A 17,515-nucleotide genomic window follows, 5' to 3' on the forward strand; every position below is an offset into this window, starting at 1 on the left:
GCTCAGCGGGCGGACGTGGGGTCGTCCCCGCGGGACAGCTCGTCCCAGGAGACGACGGGATCGATGTCGCCGTCGTCGGTCTGCACGGTCGTCGCGCCGTGCCCGTAGCCGTCGGCGGGCTCGAACCGGGAGGCGCGCTTCTTCTTCGCGCCGGGCCAGCGGCGGACCGTGACGAGCACGAGCACGCCGATGACGGCGGTCAGCACGCCGGCCACCAGCGCGACGACCGGCCAGGCCGTGGCGGAGGACGAGGCGACGAGCGCGGCGACCGACTCCCGGCCCGCGATCGCGGTCGCATCGGTGACCAGCGACGAGCCGGCGCGCACGGGATCGGCGAGCGCGGTCGAGGCGGCCAGGACGACCGAGCCGCCGAGGACGATCTGCAGCAGCCCGAGGACGATCCGGAAGGCCGGCCCGGCGATGGCGAGCGCAGCCGCGAGAGCGAGCCCGGCGAGGGCCAGGGCCGACAGGGCCGGCGCGGCGACGGTGCCGACGACGGAGAGCGCCCGGCCGTCGCCGACGCCCGGGGTGAGCACGAGCGTTGCCCAGGGCTGGGTGGAGGCGGTGAGCTCGAGCGCGGCGAGCAGCACGATCCCGAGGATCGCGGAGTACTTGAGGCGCCGGCCGCTCACGCCTGCGGCCCGAGGTCCGTCACCGGGGCGAGCGGATCGACGTCGAAGCAGGAGTGCTCGCCGGTGTGGCAGGCGGCACCGATCTGCTCGACCTGCACGAGCAGCGTGTCGGCGTCGCAGTCCAGCGCGGCCCCGCGGACGTACTGGGCGTGCCCGGAGGTGTCGCCCTTCCGCCAGTACTCCCGGCGGGAGCGCGACCAGAAGGTCACCCGGCCCTCCGTCAGCGTGCGGCGCAGCGCCTCGCGGTCCATCCAGCCGAGCATCAGCACCTCGCCGGTGTCGTGCTGCTGGATGACGGCGGGCAGGAGGCCGCTCGCGTCGAAGGTCGCGCGGTCGAGGACCGCGGTGAGGTCGTCGGGGGTCGTCGTGCCGTCGGTCGTCGTCTCGCTGCTCATCGGCGGATCTCGATCCCGGAGTCGTCGAGGGCGCGCTTCACGTCGCCGATCGTCAGCTCGCGATTGTGGAAGACGGAGGCGGCGAGCACCGCGTCGGCGCCCGCCTCGATGGCGGGGGCGAAGTGCTTGACGGCGCCGGCGCCGCCCGAGGCGATCACCGGCACGGTGCTCAGCTCGCGCATCGCGCTGATCAGCGGCAGGTCGAAGCCCTGCTTCGTGCCGTCGGCGTCGATCGAGTTGACCAGCAGCTCGCCGGCACCGCGCTCGACGGCCTCGGCCGCCCAGGCGAGCGCGTCGAGCGTCGTCGCGCGGCGACCGCCGTGGGTGGTGACGACGAAGCCCGAGGGCGTGGCGTCGCTCCGCTTGACGTCGAGCGAGAGCACCAGCACCTGCGCGCCGAAGACGTCGGCGATCTCGCCGATCAGCTCGGGGCGGGCGATCGCGGCGGAGTTGACGCCGACCTTGTCCGCGCCGTGCGCGAGCAGGCGCGAGACGTCCTCGACGGAGCGCACTCCCCCGCCGACGGTCAGCGGGATGAAGACCTGCTCGGCGGTCGCGCGGACCACCTCGTAGGTGGTGGAGCGGTCGTCGACGGTGGCCGTGACGTCGAGGAAGGTCAGCTCGTCGGCGCCCTGCTCGAAGTAGAGGCGGGCGAGCTCGACCGGATCGCCGGCGTCGCGCAGGTTCTGGAAGTTGACGCCCTTGACGACGCGGCCGGCGGCCACGTCGAGGCACGGGATGACGCGGACGGCGAGACTCATCGCTCCCCCTCCTAGAGGCGTGCGGCGTGGATCGAGGTGACCAGGATCGCGCGGGCGCCGAGGTCGTAGAGGCGGTCCATCACCTGGTTCATGTCGGCGCGCGGCACCATGACGCGCACGGCGACCCACTCGGGGTCGTGCAGCGGCGAGACGGTGGGCGACTCGAAGCCGGGCGCGAGCGCGGTGGCGGTCTCGAGCAGCGCGACGGGGCAGTCGTAGTCGAGCAGCACGTACTCGCGGGCGACGAGGACGCCCTGCAGGCGGCGCAGCAGGACCGGGATGCCCTCCGGCTCGCCCGCGCCGGAGACGAGGACGGCCGTGGACTTCAGGATGACCGGGCCGAAGATCTCCAGGCCCGCCTTCCGCAGCGTGGTGCCGGTCTCGACGACGTCGGCGATCACGTCGGCGACGCCGAGCTGGATGGCCGACTCGACCGCGCCGTCCAGGCGGATGAGGGTGACCTCGACGCCGTGCTCGCGGAGGAAGCGGCCGACGAGCCCGGGGTAGCTGGTCGCGACGCGGAGGCCGTCGATCTGCTGCAGCTCGGTGTAGCGGCCGGCCGGACCGGCGAACCGGAAGGTCGAGTCGGCGAAGCTCAGGCTGGCGATCTCGCGCGCCTCGGAGCCGGAGTCGATCAGCAGGTCGCGGCCGGTGACGCCGACGTCGAGCGCGCCGGAGCCGACGTAGGTGGCGATGTCGCGCGGGCGGAGGTAGAAGAACTCGACGCCGTTGCGCTCGTCGACGACGTGCAGCTCCTTGGGGTCGCGGCGGCCGGTGTAGCCGGCCTCGGCCAGCATCTGGCCGGCGGTCTCGGAGAGCGAGCCCTTGTTGGGCACGGCGACGCGCAGGAGCGCGGGCGGGGCGGCGGTGGCGGCGGTGTCAGGAGTGGTGGGGGTGGTCGTGGTCACGACGGGACGTCCTCTGGAGGTCGAGGGTGATTCGGTGAGCGGAGGCGCGACGGCGCCTCGGAGAGCGTGGGAGCGCGCGGCGACCTGGCGGCGGCGCACTCCGGCGATCGGGGGGACGCTCACAGATGTCGGTAGACGTCGGCCGTCGTCAGGCCCTTCGCGAGCATCAGCACCTGCAGGTGGTAGAGCAGCTGCGAGATCTCCTCGGCCGTGCGCTCGTCGCCCTCGTACTCGGCGGCCATCCACACCTCGGCGGCCTCCTCGACGATCTTCTTGCCGATGAAGTGCACACCGGCGTCGAGCTCGCGGACCGTGCCCGAACCCTCGGGACGCGCGGCGGCCTTCTCGCCCAGCTCAGCGAAGAGGTCGTCGAAAGTTTTCACCGGGGAAGTCTATACGCGGCGGCGGACCGGCGAGGGCGGTCGGGTCAGTGGCGGTGCAGGAGGGAGGAGGCGGTGTCGCGGAGGGCGACGATGGCGGCCTCGGGGTCGTCGGCGCCGAAGACGGCGGAGCCGGCGACGAAGGTGTCGGCGCCCGCCTCGGCGGCGATCTCGATGGTGCCGGGGGCGATGCCGCCGTCGACCTGGAGCCAGACGTCGAGGCCGGTGCGGGCGACGACCTCGCGCAGCGCGTGCAGCTTCGGCATCGTCTCCGCCATGAACGACTGGCCGCCGAAGCCGGGCTCGACCGTCATCACGAGCACCTGGTCGAACTCGGGCAGCAGGTCGAGGTAGTCGTCGACCGGGGTGCCGGGCTTGAGCGCGATGCCCGCGCGCGAGCCGATCTCGCGCAGCCGGCGGGCCAGGGCGACGGCGTCGTGCGCGGCCTCGGCGTGGAAGGTGACGGAGTAGGCGCCCGTCTCCGCGTAGCCGGGGGCCCAGCGGTCGGGGTCGTCGATCATCAGGTGCACGTCGAGCGGGCGCGGCGACACCTCCTGCAGGCGCTGCACCATCGGCAGGCCGAAGGTGAGGTTCGGCACGAAGTGGTTGTCCATCACGTCGACGTGCACGAGATCGGCCCCGGCGATCCGCTGCAGCTCGGCCTCGAAGTTGACGAAGTCGGCGGACAGGATGCTGGGGTTGATCCGTGCGGGCATGCTCCCCAGCCTAGGCGCGGCGGCCGGGCCGTCAGGCCGGGCTGCGGCGCAGGAGCTGGATGAACATCGCGTCCGTCCCGTGCCGGTGCGGCCAGAGCTGCGCGTGCAGCGCGCCCTCGGCCAGCGGCAGCGGCTCGCGGGTGATGCTGCGCAGGACCGCCGGGGTGTCGACGAGCTCGAAGCCGCCGGGGTGGCGCTCCGCGGCGAGGGCGAGCACGCGCTTCGTCTCGCCGAGGTGCGGCGAGCAGGTGACGTAGGCGAGCAGTCCGCCGGGCGCGAGCGCGGCGAGGGCGGAGTCGAGCAGCTCGCCCTGCAGGGCGGCGAGCGGGGCGACGTCGTCGGCGGTCTTGCGCCACCGCGCCTCGGGTCGGCGGCGGAGGGCGCCGAGTCCGGTGCACGGCGCGTCGAGGAGGATGCGGTCGAAGGCGCCCGGCTGCTCCTCGCCGAGCGTGCGTCCGTCACCGGTGCGCACCTCGACGGTCGGGTCGACCGCGGCGAGGGCCTGGCGGACCAGCCCGGCCCGCGCGGGGACGACCTCGTTGGCCAGCAGCGTCGCGCCGCCCGCGCGCGCCTCGGCGGCCAGCAGTGCCGCCTTGCCGCCGGGTCCGGCGCAGAGGTCGAGCCAGCGCTCGCCCGCGCGGACGGGCTCGGCGCGGGAGAGTGCGAGTGCGGCGAGCTGGGAGCCCTCGTCCTGGACGCGCACGCGGCCCTCGTGCACGGGCGCGATCGCCTCGGGGTCGCCTCCGGTGCTGACGAGGCCGACGGGCGAGTAGCGGTCGGGCGCGGCGTCGGGCAGCTCGGCGGCCTCGGCGAGGCCGGGCAGGGCGACGAGGTTCACCCGCGGGGCCGCGTTGTCGGCGGCGAGCAGCGCCTCGAGCTCGTCGGCGGCGCCCTCGGCGGCGAGGGCGCGGCGCAGGGCCTTGACGATCCAGACCGGATGCGAGGTCGCCGCGGCGATCCGGTCGTCGCCCGAGGTCGCCGCGTCCGCGACGCGCTGCTGCCACTCCTCGGCGCTCGAGCGGGTCACCGAGCGCAGCACCGCGTTCGCAAAGGCGACGGCGCCGCGGGAGGAGCCGCCCGCGACCAGCGCGACGCTCTCGTTGACGGCGGCGTGCGCGGCGACGCGGGTGCCGAGCAGCTGGTGCACGCCGAGCCGGAGCGCGTCGAGCACCGGGGCGTCGAGGGTCTCGACGGCGCGGCCGGCGGCGAGGGCGATCACCCGGTCGTAGTAGCCGGAGAGGCGGAGGGTGCCGTAGCAGAGCTCGGTCGCCAGGCCCGCGTCGGCCGGTGACAGCTCGGCGGCACGGATCCGGGCGGGCAGCACGAGGTTGGCGTAGGCGTCTCCGCCGCTGACCGCGAGCAGGACGTCGTAGGCGACCTGGCGGGCCGGCGCGACGCGGGTGCGGCCGCTCACGCGAGCACCGTGCTCTCGCGCAGGCCCCGGGCCCAGGCGGCGCCGGGCATCGGGGTCTTGCCGGCGGGCTGCACCGACACGAGCGCGACGGCGCCGTCGCCCGTGCCGACCAGGGCACGGCCGGCATCGAGGAGCACGGCGCCGGGCGCGAGAGGAGCGTCCGTGAGCGCCTCGTCGACGGCGAGCACCTTGAGCCGTGCGTCGCCGACCGCCGTCGACGCTCCGGGCTCGGGCGTGACTCCGCGGACGAGTGCGAGGATCCGCGCGGTCGGCAGGGACCAGTCGATCCGGCCGTCGGTCACGTCGAGCTTGGGGGCGAGCGTGACCTCGCCCGACTGCGGCACGGCGACCGCGGTCCCGGCGGCGAGCCCGTCGACGACCTCACCGGTCAGGGCGGCCCCGCGCTCGGCGAGCACCTCGAGCAGCTCGCCCGCCGAGCGCCCGGCGACCTCCTCCTCGATCTCGGCGAAGACGTCGCCGGCGTCCAGCTCGGCCACCAGCTGGAAGACGGCCGCGCCGATCCGCTGCTCCCCCGCCATCAGCGCGCGCTGGACGGGCGCCGCCCCGCGCCAGCGCGGCAGCAGCGAGAAGTGCAGGTTGATCCAGCCGAGGCGCGGCACTGCCAGCAGCCGCGCGCGGACCAGACCGCCGTAGGCCACGATCACGCCGAGGTCCGGCTCGAGAGCCGCGATCCGGTCGGTGACCTCCTCGTCGAGGCGGTTCGCCTTGAGCACCGGCAGGCCGAGCTCCTCGGCGACCGCGGCGACGGGCGAGGGCGTGAGCACGCGCTTCCGGCCGACGGGCGCGTCGGCCCGAGTGACCACCGCGACGATCTCGTGCTCGGAGGCGGCGAGGGCGCGCAGGGTGGGGACGGCGGCGGCCGGCGTGCCGGCGAAGACGAGGCGCACGAGGAGCTCCTGAGCGTGGGGGTCGAGCGGAGAACGGGTCCGGGGGACGGGTCTAGAGGATGTCGGGGTCGTCCAGCCGGACGCGCAGCTTCGGTGCCGGCCGGAAGCGGCCCGGCGTGGTGGGCGGCCGGCGGCGGCGGGTCGCGTTGCGGATCACGGCGGACCGGAGGCGGGCGGCGACCTCCGCCCCGCGAGCGTAGTCGAAGCGCACGATCGCCCGGACGGAGCCGTCCTCGAGCCCGACCGGGCCGAGCACCTCGTGCCGGTCCGCCTCGTCGAGCGCGTCGAGCGCCTCCGTCACGGCGTGCGCGTCGCCGCTGACGGTCGCGAGCCGGACGGCCGGCGGGAAGCGCAGCTCGCGCCGCTCGATCAGCTCGGCGCGGAGGTACTCGTCCTGGCGCCAGGTCGCGAGGGCCGTCGCGAGGCGCCCTGCGACGCCGACCAGCAGCACGGGAGCGCCGGGGCGGGCCAGCGCGGCCGCGTTCGACCAGGTGCGCAGGGCGTCGTCGGCGACGCGCAGGCTCTCCCGCGCGAGCATCCGCTCGCCGTCGAGCAGCAGTACGGCGTGGTAGCCGCCGTCGGCTCGGGGCTCGCCGCCGCGGGTGGCGACGACGAGCGCGGGCGTCCCGGGCACGGTGAGGATCGGGTGGGCACCGTCCGCGACGACGACCTTGACGCCCGGGAACGCGCGACCGAGCTCCTCCGCCGTGCGGCCGGCGCCGAGGCTCACCAGGCGCAGTGCCGTCGCCTCGCAGACCGAGCAGTGCCAGTCGGCGGCGATCAGCCCGCACCAGCCGCAGCTCGGCCGGGCCCCCGCCGCGTGCACGGCGAGCGGACCCTGGCAGCGGTTGCAGCGCGCCACGGTGCGGCAGCGCGCGCAGGCGACCACCGGCGCGTAGCCGGGGCGGGCCACCTGGACGAGCACGGGACCCGAGTCGAGGGCGATCCGCGCCTGCCGCCAGGCGGTCGACGGGATGCGCGCGGCCTGGTCGTGCTCGTCGGCGGCCGTCTGCTGCGCGGTCGGCACGACGTGCGGGCGCCGCGAGGGCCGCGGCTGCACCGGGGCGGCGAAGCCGAGGCCGACCAGCCGCTCCACCTCGACCGTGCGGGTGTTGCCGAGCAGGACCAGCCCGGCGCCGCTCTGCTCCTGCCGCACCAGCGCCACGTCGCGGGCGTGCGCGTACGGCGCGAGCGGCTCGGCGAAGAGCGGATCGCCGTCGTCCCAGAGCGCGATCAGGCCGAGCGCCGACGAGGGCGCGTAGAGCACCGAGCGGTTGCCGACGATGACCCGCGGACCCGGGGTGAGGCAGCGCAGGAACGCGGCGTAGCGGCCGGCGCCCTTCTGCCGGGCGTCGAGGCGCACGACCGCGTCCTCGGGCACGTGCTCGGCGAGGGCCTGCTCGAGCTGCTCCTGGTCGCGGTAGTCCGGCACCGCGAGGATCGCGTCGCGCCCGGCCGCCAGCGCGGTGCGGGCGAGCTCGGCGAGCGTCACCGCCCAGCCGCCCACCCACGCTCCGGAGGCGAGCTGCACCGGGGCGGGCACGGCGTTCACCGCGAGGCGACCGCCGTCGAGGAGGCGGTCGAACGTCTCAGCGGGGTAGCCGGTCACCGCGCCGGGCACGGTGCCGTCCGCGACCGGCTCGGCCGGAGCGGAGTCCGCGTCTGATTCGGACGGGACGGCGGCCGCGTCCACCTCGGCGAGGGCGGCGAGGTGCGCCCGCTCGACACGCACGTGGCGCCGCGGCACGGCGAGGCGCAGCACGTCGCTCGCTCCCCCGGCGGCGCGGTCCGCGACGCGGCGGGCGAGCGCCCAGACCTCCGGGGTCAGCACGACGAGCGGCGAGACGAGCTCCTCGAGCTCGCTCAGCGCGCCCGCGTGCTCGGAGCCCTCGCCGACCTCGACGACGAACGCGTCCGCGATCCGCCCGCCGGTGCGCAGCGGGACGCGGACCCGGACACCCGGCCGCACGCCGTCGCGCAGCGCCTCGGGGATCGCGTAGTCGAGCAGCCGGTCGAGCTGCGGGAGCGGCGAGTCGAGGAGCACGCGCGCGACGCGCCCCGCCGGACCGGTCACCGCCTCCCCCGCCGCGTCGGCGTCTACGAGAGACCCGCGGCGGAGCGGAGGTCGTCGACGCGGTCGAGGCGCTCCCAGGTGAAGTCGGGCAGCTCGCGGCCGAAGTGCCCGTAGACCGAGGTCTGCGAGTAGATCGGGCGGAGCAGATCGAGCGCGTGGATGATCGCGGCGGGACGCAGGTCGAAGACCGAGCGGATCGCCTCGGTGATCTGCTCGTCGGGCAGGGTGCCGGTGCCGAAGGTCTCGACGTAGAGGCCGACCGGGGCGGCCTTGCCGATCGCGTAGGCGACCTGCACCTCCATCCGGCGGGCGAGCCCCGCGGCGACCGCGTTCTTCGCGACCCAGCGCATGGCGTAGGCGGCCGAGCGGTCGACCTTCGACGGGTCCTTGCCCGAGAAGGCGCCGCCGCCGTGGCGCGCGGCTCCGCCGTAGGTGTCGACGATGATCTTGCGGCCGGTGAGCCCGGCGTCGCCCTGCGGGCCGCCGATCTCGAAGCGGCCGGAGGGGTTGATCAGCAGGCGCACCGCGGAGGAGTCGAGGTCGACCCGCTCGAGGACGGGGCGGATCACGTGCTCCTCGATGTCGGCGTGGATCGTGGCGGTGCTCACGTGCTCGGCGTGCTGGGTGGAGAGGACGACCGTGTCGATCGTGGCCGGCGTCGTGCCGTCGTAGCCGATGGTGACCTGCGTCTTGCCGTCGGGCCGGAGGTAGTCCAGCTCACCGGTCTTGCGGACCTCGGCGAGGCGCTCCGCGAGGCGGTGCGAGAGCCAGCTCGGCAGCGGCATGTACTCGGGGGTCTCATCGGTGGCGAAGCCGAACATCAGGCCCTGGTCGCCCGCGCCCTGGCGGTCGAATGCGTCGTCGTCGGACGCGTCGCCGCGCACCTCGAGGGCCGTGTCGACACCTGCGGCGATCTCGGGCGACTGCTGCCCGATCGAGACGGAGACGCCGCAGGAGCGGCCGTCGAAGCCTTTGAGCGAGGAGTCGTAGCCGATCTCGACGATCGTCTCGCGGACGATCGCGGGGATCTCGACGTAGCCGGAGGTGGAGACCTCACCGGCGACGTGCACGAGCCCCGTGGTGACGAGCGTCTCGACGGCGACGCGGCTGCGCGGGTCCTCGCGGAGGAGCGCGTCGAGGATGCGGTCCGAGATCTGGTCGCAGATCTTGTCCGGGTGACCCTCGGTCACGGACTCGGAGGTGAACAGGCGGAGGGGGCCGGAGGTCATGTCGAACGTCTCATTCCGTATCGGCGCGGCAGCCGGAGCTGTCTCGATCCGGTGCAGTCCCGCACCGGGCTCGCCCTCTCACCGGGGGCGGACCGGGCCAGGGAGTCGCCCTAGCGCGCGACCACGTCGAGGACGCGATCGGCGACCGACGCCTTGCTGCCGGAAGCCTCGATCACTATATCTCCGGCCCGATCGAGGACCACGACGGTGTTGCTGTCGCTCTGGAAACCCTCGGCCCAGCCGACCCTGTTGAGGACGAGCAGATCGCAGCCCTTGCGGGCGATCTTGGCGCGGCCGAGGGCGAGCATGGCGTCCCGGTCGGGCTCGGTCTCGGCGGCGAAGCCGACGATCAGCTGCCCGTCTGTCTTCGCGGCGGAGATCTCGGCGAGGACGTCCGGGTTCTTCACGAGCTCGAGGACGAGGCGGTCGCCCTGCTGCTCCTTCTTGATCTTGGCCTCGGAGACGTCGGCCGGCCGGTAGTCGGCGACGGCCGCGGCCATGATCACGATGTCGGCGTCGCGGGCGGCGGCGAGCGCGGCCTCGCGCAGCTCGAGCGCGGTGCCGACGGGGACCACCGCCACGCCCTGCGGCGCCTCGATGTCGAGGTTCGCGGCGAGGAGGGTGACCCTCGCTCCGCGCGCGGCCGCGGCGACCGCGAGCGCGACGCCCTGCCGGCCGCTGGAGCGGTTGCCGACGAAGCGGACCGGGTCGAGCGGCTCGCGGGTGCCGCCGGCGGTGACGAGGACGCGCAGGCCCTCGAGGTCGCGCCGGGCGGCGGTGGCGCGGGCGTGGACGGCGAGGGCCTCGGCGACGATCGTCGCGGGCTCCTCCATCCGGCCCGGGCCCGAGTCGGCGCCGGTGAGCTGGCCGACGGCCGGGCCGACGAGGTGGACGCCGCGGGAGCGGAGCGTCGCGACGTTCGCGACCGTGGCCGCGTTCGCCCACATCTCGGTGTGCATCGCCGGAGCGACCACGACCGGAGCGGTGCTGGCGAGCACCGTGTTGCCGAGCAGGTCGTCGGCGAGGCCGGTGGCGAGCTTCGCCAGGGTGTGCGCGGTGGCCGGGGCGATAACGATGAGGTCGGCCGCCTGGCCGATCGCCACGTGCCGCACCTCGGCGACGCCCTCGTAGAGCTCGGTGTGCACCGCGTTCCGCGAGATGGCCTCGAGCGTCGGCTTGCCGACGAAGCGCAGCGCCGCCTCGGTGGCCACGACGTGGACGTCGTGACCCTCGAGGACCAGCGCGCGGACGACTCCGACCGCCTTGTAGGCGGCGATGCCGCCGGTGATCCCGACGACGACGTTCAGCCGTGCGGCCCGTCTCGATGACCGCATGTCGCGGAGCGCCCCCGGTCGGGACTACTCGTCGAGGGGCTCGGCGACCGGACGGGCGACCAGCTTGTCCTCGTTGATTTCGTGCAGCGCGACCGAGAGCGGCTTGTCGTCGATGGTCGAGTCGACCAGCGGGCCGACGTTGTCGAACAGGCTGCCCTCGTGCAGGTCGGCGTAGTAGTCGTTGATCTGGCGCGCGCGCTTGGAGGCGAAGATGACGAGCGCGTACTTCGAGTCGACCTTCGAGAGCAGCTCGTCGATGGGCGGGTCGATGATGCCGAGGTTGTTGGCCATGGTGTCTCCTAGCGTGGCGCGAAGCGCCGATCTGCGGCTCCGGAGCGGCACGGCGCGCGATCACCGGGGAGGGCGATCGGGGCAAGGCCCGGAGGTGGTCGGTGGTCTCGGTCTCAGCGGCCCGGATCGGCGGGCGTGCTGTCGGCACGAGGCGACATCAATTCTACGACCTCGCGGGCCGCTTCGGGCACGGTGCTGTTCACGACGCAGAAATCGAACTCGTCCTGCGCCGCCAGCTCGACCTTCGCGGTGGTGAGCCGGCGCTCCTGCTCCTCGGGGCTCTCGGTGCCGCGGCCGACCAGGCGGCGGACCAGCTCCTCCCAGCTCGGCGGCAGCAGGAAGACCAGCCGGGCGTCGCCCATCCGCTCGCGCACCTGCCGCGCGCCCTGGATGTCGATCTCGAGCATGACCTGGCGGCCGGCGGCGAGGGCCGCGTCGATCGGGCCGCGGGGCGTGCCGTAGCGGTACGCGTTGTGCACCGTCGCGTACTCGAGGAACTCCCCCGCCTCGACCATGCGGTCGAACTCGGCGTCGTCGACGAAGTAGTAGCTGACGCCCTCGATCTCGCCAGGGCGCGGGGCCCGCGTGGTCGCCGAGACGGACAGCAGGACGTCGGGGTAGTTCTCGCGGATGTAGCCGGAGACGGTGCCCTTGCCGACCGCGGTCGGACCGGCCAGCACGACGAGCCGGTTGCGCTCGCCGCGGCGCTGACGCGACTCGCGCTCCTCCAGGAACGCGCCGAGGCCCTCGACCTGACGGCGGCCGAGGCCGCCGAGGCGCTTGGACGGCGCGATGCCGAGCTGCTCCATCACCCGCGGGGTCTTCACCACGCCGAGGGCGGGGACGGCGCGCAGCAGCTCGCTGACGCGCATCCGACCCTCGACGCCGGTCGGGTCCTCCTGCGCGGCGGCGAGCACGGCCGTCGCGGGCCGGTCGCCGGCGGCGACGCCCTTCTTCACCTGGGCGCGGGCGCGGCGCGCGGCGATCGCGGCCTCCGAGGCGGCGCGGCGGTCGACCGCGGGCGGCGCAGGGCGGCGCGCGCCGGACGGCGCCTCGGCGGCGGGGTCGATCGGGCTGACGGCTTCAGCGGACAAGGGTCTCCTGGAGGTGTGCGGCTCGGCGGTCGATCTCGGCGGCGATCCCGTCGGGTCCGGCGCCGAGGACACTCCGCGATTCGCTCACGATCGTCGAGGCGGCCAGCGCTCCGAACAGCCGCAACGCGTCCGCGGTGTCGGCGCCCTGGTGGCCGAAGCCGGGCGCCAGCACCGGCAGTGCGGGGCGGAGAGGAGTGCCCGTGCCGATGCCGTAGTCGCCGAGCGCGACCGTGGCCCCGAGCACGACGCCGACCGAGCCGATCGACGAGCGCGCGTGTCCCGCGTTCCAGGATGCCACGTCGGCCAGCACCGCGTGCGCCACGGTCGAGCCGGCGGCCGGCCCGTCCTGCAGCAGCGCGCGCTGCACCGGCCGCGCCTCGGCGTTGGAGGTCGCGGCGAGGACGAAGACGCCCTTGCCCGCCTCCTCGGCCAGCGCGAGCATGCCCTCGAGCGAGCCGACGCCCTGGTAGGCGGCGGCGGTCATCGCGTCGGCCTCGAGCGGCGAGCCCGGGCGCAGCCACGCCTCGGCGTAGGCCGTGACGCTCGTGCCGATGTCGCCGCGCTTCGCGTCCGCGATCACCAGCAGGCCCGCGGCGCGCGCGTCGGCGAGGACGCGCTCGAGCGCCGCGTAGCCCGCGGAGCCGTGCCGCTCGAAGAACGCGACCTGCGGCTTGACCAGGCCGACCCGGCCGGCCGAGGCCTCGACGACCCGCCGGCCGAAGGACTCCAGGCCCGACGCGCTATCGTCCAGGCCCCAGGCGTCGAGCAGGAACGCGTGCGGATCGATCCCGACGCAGAGCTGCCCGAACGTGTCGAACGCGGCCTCGAGCCGGGCGCCGAAGGACTCGGCGCCCGGCGGCGCGACGGCGTCCGTCACGCGGTGCGCTCCGCCCGGCGGATCGCGTAGTCCTGCAGGCTCGTCACCTCGAACGGCTCGGCGGCGGCGTCGAGCGAGGCGACGGCCGCGGCGAGCTGGGCGATGGTGGTGAACAGCGGCTTGTCCGCGGCGACCGCGGCGGCGCGGATCTCGTAGCCGTCGGCACGGGAGGCCCCGCCGCTCGGCGTGTTGATCACCACGTCGACCTGGTCGCGGTTGACCAGCTCCACGATCGAGGGCGCGTCGTCGACGGCCTCCTCGCTGTACTTGCGGACGACCCGGGCCTGGATGCCGTTGCGGTTGAGCACCTCGGCGGTCCCCTCGGTGGCGAGGATCTCGAAGCCGAGCTGGCGCAGGCGCAGGGCCGGCAGCACGATCGAGCGCTTGTCGCGGTCGGCGACCGAGATGAACACGGTGCCGCTCGCGGGCATGCCGCCGTAGGCCGCCTCCTGGCTCTTCGCGAACGCCCGGGGGAAGTCGCGGTCGATGCCCATGACCTCGCCGGTCGAGCGCATCTCGGGGCCGAGCAGCGAGTCGACGATCTTGCCCTCCTTGGTGCGGAAGCGCTTGAACGGCAGGACCGCCTCCTTCACCGCGATCGGCGAGTCCATCGGCACGTCGGAGCCGTCGCGCTCGGGCAGCAGGCCCTCGGCCTTCAGCTCGGCGATGGTCTCGCCGACCATCAGGCGCGAGGCGGCCTTCGCCAGCGGGATGCCGAGCGCCTTCGAGACGAACGGCACGGTGCGCGAGGCGCGCGGGTTCGCCTCGAGGACGTAGAGCACGCCCTGGCCGATCGCGAACTGCACGTTGAGCAGGCCGCGGACGCCGACGCCCTCGGCGATGGCGAGGGTCGCCTCGCGGACCTTGTCGATCTGCTGGCGGCCCAGGGTGACCGGCGGCAGCGTGCAGGCCGAGTCGCCGGAGTGGATGCCGGCCTCCTCGATGTGCTCCATCACGCCGCCGATGTAGAGCTGCTCGCCGTCGTAGAGCGCGTCGACGTCGATCTCGATCGCGTCGTCGAGGAAGCGGTCGACCAGCAGCGGGTGCGTCGCGTCGATGATCCCCTCGTCGGCCATCCGGGCGAAGTAGTCCTCGAGCTGCGGGGAGCCGTAGACGATCTCCATGCCGCGGCCGCCGAGGACGAACGACGGGCGGACGAGGACCGGGTAGCCGATCTCGACCGCGACCTCGAGGGCGCCCTCGAGATCGGTCGCCGTGCCGTTGCGCGGGGCGAGCAGGCCGGCCTCGTCGAGGATGCGGGAGAACGCGCCGCGCTCCTCCGCGAGGTCGATGTTGGCGGGGGTGGTGCCGAGGATCGGCACGCCCTCGGCCTCGAGGCCCGCGGCGAGGCCGAGCGCGGTCTGGCCGCCCAGCTGCACGACGACGCCGACGAGCTCGCCGGACTGCGACTCCGCGTGGATGACCTCGAGCACGTCCTCGAGCGTCAGCGGCTCGAAGTACAGGCGGTCGGAGGTGTCGTAGTCGGTCGAGACCGTCTCCGGGTTGCAGTTGATCATGATCGTCTCGAACCCGGCGGCCGAGAGCGCGAAGGACGCGTGCACGCAGGAGTAGTCGAACTCGACGCCCTGGCCGATGCGGTTCGGGCCGGAGCCGAGGATGACGACCTTGCGGCGGTCGGCCGCGACGACCTCCGTCTCCTCGTCGTAGGAGGAGTAGTGGTACGGCGTCAGCGCCGGGAACTCGCCGGCGCAGGTGTCGACCGTCTTGTAGACCGGGCGGACGGCGAGGTCGTACCGGGTGCGGCGCACCTCGGCCTCGTCGAGACCGCGCAGCTGCGCGATCTGCACGTCGGAGAAGCCGTGGTCCTTCGCCAGGCGCAGCACGCCGGCGTCGAGGCCGTCGTGCTCGCGCACCAGCTCGGCGATCTCGTTGATCAGCACGATCTGGTCGAGGAACCACGGGTCGATCTTGGTCGCCTCGAAGGCCTGCTCGACGCTCGCGCCGAGACGCAGCGCCTGCTGCACGGTGACGATGCGGCCGTCCGTCGGGGTCTTCGCGATCTCGAGCAGCTCCTCGACCGAGCGCGACTGGTCGCCCCAGTGGAAGGAGGAGCCGCGCTTCTCGAGCGAGCGGAGCGCTTTCTGCAGCGCCTGCGCGTAGTTGCGGCCGATCGCCATCGCCTCGCCGACCGACTTCATGGTCGTGGTCAGCGTCTTGTCCGCGGCCGGGAACTTCTCGAAGGCGAAGCGCGGCACCTTGACCACGACGTAGTCGAGGGTCGGCTCGAAGCTCGCCGGCGTCACCTTGGTGATGTCGTTCGGGATCTCGTCGAGGCGGTAGCCGATCGCGAGCTTCGCGGCGATCTTGGCGATCGGGAAGCCGGTCGCCTTCGAGGCCAGCGCCGAGGAGCGCGAGACGCGCGGGTTCATCTCGATCACGATGATCCGGCCGTCGGCGGGGTCGATCGCGAACTGGATGTTGCAGCCGCCGGTGTCCACGCCCACGTCGCGGATGATCCGGATGCCGATGTCGCGCAGCTTCTGGTACTCGCGGTCGGTCAGGGTCAGCGCCGGGGCCACCGTGATGGAGTCGCCGGTGTGCACGCCGACGGGGTCGACGTTCTCGATCGAGCAGACGACGACCGTGTTGTCGGCCGTGTCGCGCATCAGCTCGAGCTCGTACTCCTTCCAGCCGAGGATCGACTCCTCGAGGAGCACCTCGGTGGTCGGGCTCTGGTGCAGGCCGTCGCCGACCATCCGCACGAGCTCGTCGACGGAGTGCGCGAAGCCGGAGCCGAGGCCGCCCATGGTGAAGGAGGGACGGATGACCAGCGGGTAGCCGAGGTCCTCGGCGAAGCCGATCGCCTCCTCGACGGTGTGCGCGATGTACGACTTGGCGACGTCGGCACCGGCGTCGAGCACGAGCTGCTTGAAGATCTGGCGGTCCTCGCCACGGTTGATCGCCTCGAAGCTCGCGCCGATCAGCTCGACGTCGTACTTCTCCAGGATCCCGAGGTCGTGCAGCTGGATCGCGGCGTTGAGCGCGGTCTGGCCGCCGAGGGTCGGCAGGATCGCGTCGGGGCGCTCCTTGGCGATGATCGCCTCGATCGCCTTCGGGGTGATCGGCTCGACGTAGGTCGCGTCGGCGAAGTCCGGGTCGGTCATGATCGTCGCCGGGTTCGAGTTGACGAGGATGACGCGGACGCCCTCCTCGCGCAGCACGCGGCAGGCCTGGGTGCCCGAGTAGTCGAACTCGACCGCCTGGCCGATCACGATCGGGCCGGAGCCGATGACGAGGACGCTTCTGATGTCTTCCCTGCGGGGCATTACTTCTGCTCTCCGGTGGTGGTCGAGGTGGTGGAGTCCGCGGTGGCGGGCTCGGCGCCGCCCTGCTCGGCCGTGCGCTGCACGACCATGGCGCGGAAGCGGTCGAAGAGGTGGTTGGAGTCGTGCGGTCCGGCCGCCGCCTCCGGGTGGTACTGGACCGAGAAGGCGGGGATGTCGAGGCAGCGCAGCCCCTCGACGACCGAGTCGTTGAGGCTGTAGTGGCTGACCTCGACCCGGCCGAAGCCCTCGGGCGAGTCGAGCTCGCCGTCGATCGGCGCGTCGACGGCGAAGCCGTGGTTCTGCGAGGTGATCTCCACCCGGCCGGTCAGCTTGTCGAGGACCGGCTGGTTGATCCCGCGGTGGCCGAACGGCAGCTTGTAGGTGCCGAAGCCGAGCGCGCGGCCGAGCAGCTGGTTGCCGAAGCAGATGCCGAAGAACGGCAGGTCCGCGCGGAGCGTGGTGCGCAGCAGGTCGACGTGGCGGTCGGAGGCCTCGGGGTCGCCGGGTCCGTTGGAGAAGAACAGCGCGGAGGGCGCGAGCGCGAGCACCTGCTCGGCGGTCGTCGACTCGGGCAGGACGTGCACGTCGAAGCCGCGCTCGGCGAGGTAGTTGACCGTCGAGGTCTTCACGCCCAGGTCGATGACGGCGACGGAGCCGACGCGCTCGCCCTGCGCGGGCACGGTGTAGCGCTCCTCGGTGGAGACGGAGGACGAGAGGTTCAGGCCCGCCATCTGCGCGCCGCCGAGCACCAGGGCGAGCTGCTCCTCCTCGGGGAGGGCGAGGTCCTCGCCGGAGAAGACGCCGGAGCGCATCGAGCCGAGAGAGCGGATGTGCCGGGTGATCGCGCGGGTGTCGACCCCGGAGATGCCGACGATGCCGTCCTTCTCCAGGTCGTCGTCGAGCGAGCGCTGCGAGCGGAAGTTCGAGACCACGCGGGAGGGGTCGCGGACGACGTAGCCCGCGACCCAGATGCGGCGCGACTCCTCGTCCTCGTCGTTCATCCCGGTGTTGCCGATGTGCGGGGCGGTCTGCACGACGATCTGCCCGGCGTAGGACGGGTCGGTCAGCGTCTCCTGGTAGCCGGTCATGCCGGTCGCGAAGACGATCTCACCGAGCGTGCGGCCGCGTGCGCCGTAGGCCTGACCCGAGAATCGTCGCCCGTCCTCGAGGACGAGGACGGCGGTGGGTTCGGTGCTGAGGCGTGTGGTTGGCACG

The 17,515-nt window shown here is 73.7% G+C and carries 16 protein-coding genes; all 16 read right to left on the reverse strand.

The features are described 5' to 3' along the window. Positions 1-2: 2 nt before the first annotated feature. The 16 genes from EDF35_RS12540 to carA all read right to left on the reverse strand — a co-directional run bounded on the left by EDF35_RS12540 (position 3) and on the right by carA (position 17,514). Positions 3-632, reverse strand: coding sequence for a Trp biosynthesis-associated membrane protein (locus EDF35_RS12540; RefSeq protein WP_123704364.1), 630 nt, complete (start codon positions 630-632; stop codon positions 3-5). Continuing rightward, entirely contained in the window at positions 629-1,027 is a 399-nt protein-coding gene (gene hisI, locus EDF35_RS12545) for a phosphoribosyl-AMP cyclohydrolase (RefSeq protein WP_133962550.1), read from the reverse strand. The genes EDF35_RS12540 and hisI overlap by 4 nt, the downstream gene beginning before the upstream one ends. Next, the gene (gene hisF, locus EDF35_RS12550; protein ID WP_133962551.1) at positions 1,024-1,788 is read right to left on the reverse strand and encodes an imidazole glycerol phosphate synthase subunit HisF; all 765 of its coding nucleotides are present in this window, start codon (positions 1,786-1,788) and stop codon (positions 1,024-1,026) included. The genes hisI and hisF overlap by 4 nt, the downstream gene beginning before the upstream one ends. An 11-nt stretch (positions 1,789-1,799) precedes the next feature. Further along, positions 1,800-2,696: an ATP phosphoribosyltransferase gene (gene hisG / locus EDF35_RS12555; RefSeq protein ID WP_208323058.1), complete on the reverse strand. Its 897-nt coding sequence runs from the start codon at positions 2,694-2,696 to the stop codon at positions 1,800-1,802. Positions 2,697-2,815: 119 nt separating this feature from the next. Then, on the reverse strand, positions 2,816-3,079 hold the full coding sequence (locus EDF35_RS12560) for a phosphoribosyl-ATP diphosphatase (RefSeq protein WP_055791842.1): 264 nt from the start codon (positions 3,077-3,079) through the stop codon (positions 2,816-2,818). Positions 3,080-3,123: 44 nt separating this feature from the next. Beyond that, positions 3,124-3,792, reverse strand: coding sequence for a ribulose-phosphate 3-epimerase (gene rpe / locus EDF35_RS12565; RefSeq protein ID WP_133962552.1), 669 nt, complete (start codon positions 3,790-3,792; stop codon positions 3,124-3,126). A gap of 31 nt (positions 3,793-3,823) precedes the next feature. After that, the gene (locus EDF35_RS12570) at positions 3,824-5,206 is read right to left on the reverse strand and encodes a transcription antitermination factor NusB (protein ID WP_243839951.1); all 1,383 of its coding nucleotides are present in this window, start codon (positions 5,204-5,206) and stop codon (positions 3,824-3,826) included. After that, positions 5,203-6,114, reverse strand: a complete 912-nt coding sequence (gene fmt, locus EDF35_RS21250) for a methionyl-tRNA formyltransferase (RefSeq protein WP_133962554.1) — start codon at positions 6,112-6,114, stop codon at positions 5,203-5,205. The genes EDF35_RS12570 and fmt overlap by 4 nt, the downstream gene beginning before the upstream one ends. Before the next feature lie 52 nt (positions 6,115-6,166). Further along, positions 6,167-8,188, reverse strand: coding sequence for a primosomal protein N' (locus tag EDF35_RS12580; RefSeq protein ID WP_133962555.1), 2,022 nt, complete (start codon positions 8,186-8,188; stop codon positions 6,167-6,169). 23 nt (positions 8,189-8,211) lie between these two features. After that, positions 8,212-9,417, reverse strand: a complete 1,206-nt coding sequence (gene metK / locus EDF35_RS12585) for a methionine adenosyltransferase (protein ID WP_133962556.1) — start codon at positions 9,415-9,417, stop codon at positions 8,212-8,214. Between the two features lie 110 nt (positions 9,418-9,527). Continuing rightward, entirely contained in the window at positions 9,528-10,724 is a 1,197-nt protein-coding gene (coaBC, locus tag EDF35_RS12590; protein ID WP_123733333.1) for a bifunctional phosphopantothenoylcysteine decarboxylase/phosphopantothenate--cysteine ligase CoaBC, read from the reverse strand. A 51-nt stretch (positions 10,725-10,775) separates the two neighbouring features. After that, positions 10,776-11,042: a DNA-directed RNA polymerase subunit omega gene (gene rpoZ / locus EDF35_RS12595; RefSeq protein WP_123446225.1), complete on the reverse strand. Its 267-nt coding sequence runs from the start codon at positions 11,040-11,042 to the stop codon at positions 10,776-10,778. A 113-nt stretch (positions 11,043-11,155) separates the two neighbouring features. After that, positions 11,156-12,112 (reverse strand): guanylate kinase, encoded by a 957-nt coding sequence (gene gmk / locus EDF35_RS12600; RefSeq protein ID WP_123733332.1) that lies wholly within the window; start codon positions 12,110-12,112, stop codon positions 11,156-11,158. Between the two features lie 13 nt (positions 12,113-12,125). Further along, on the reverse strand, positions 12,126-13,013 hold the full coding sequence (gene pyrF, locus EDF35_RS12605; protein WP_133962557.1) for an orotidine-5'-phosphate decarboxylase: 888 nt from the start codon (positions 13,011-13,013) through the stop codon (positions 12,126-12,128). After that, the gene (gene carB, locus EDF35_RS12610; protein WP_133962558.1) at positions 13,010-16,300 is read right to left on the reverse strand and encodes a carbamoyl-phosphate synthase large subunit; all 3,291 of its coding nucleotides are present in this window, start codon (positions 16,298-16,300) and stop codon (positions 13,010-13,012) included. Before carB ends, pyrF begins: the two co-directional genes overlap by 4 nt. After that, positions 16,300-17,514, reverse strand: a complete 1,215-nt coding sequence (gene carA, locus EDF35_RS12615; RefSeq protein ID WP_133962559.1) for a glutamine-hydrolyzing carbamoyl-phosphate synthase small subunit — start codon at positions 17,512-17,514, stop codon at positions 16,300-16,302. The genes carB and carA overlap by 1 nt, the downstream gene beginning before the upstream one ends. Position 17,515 lies beyond the last annotated feature (1 nt).

It is taken from the genome of Rathayibacter sp. PhB151, assembly GCF_004366415.1.
Taxonomy (GTDB): Bacteria; Actinomycetota; Actinomycetes; order Actinomycetales; family Microbacteriaceae; genus Rathayibacter; species Rathayibacter festucae.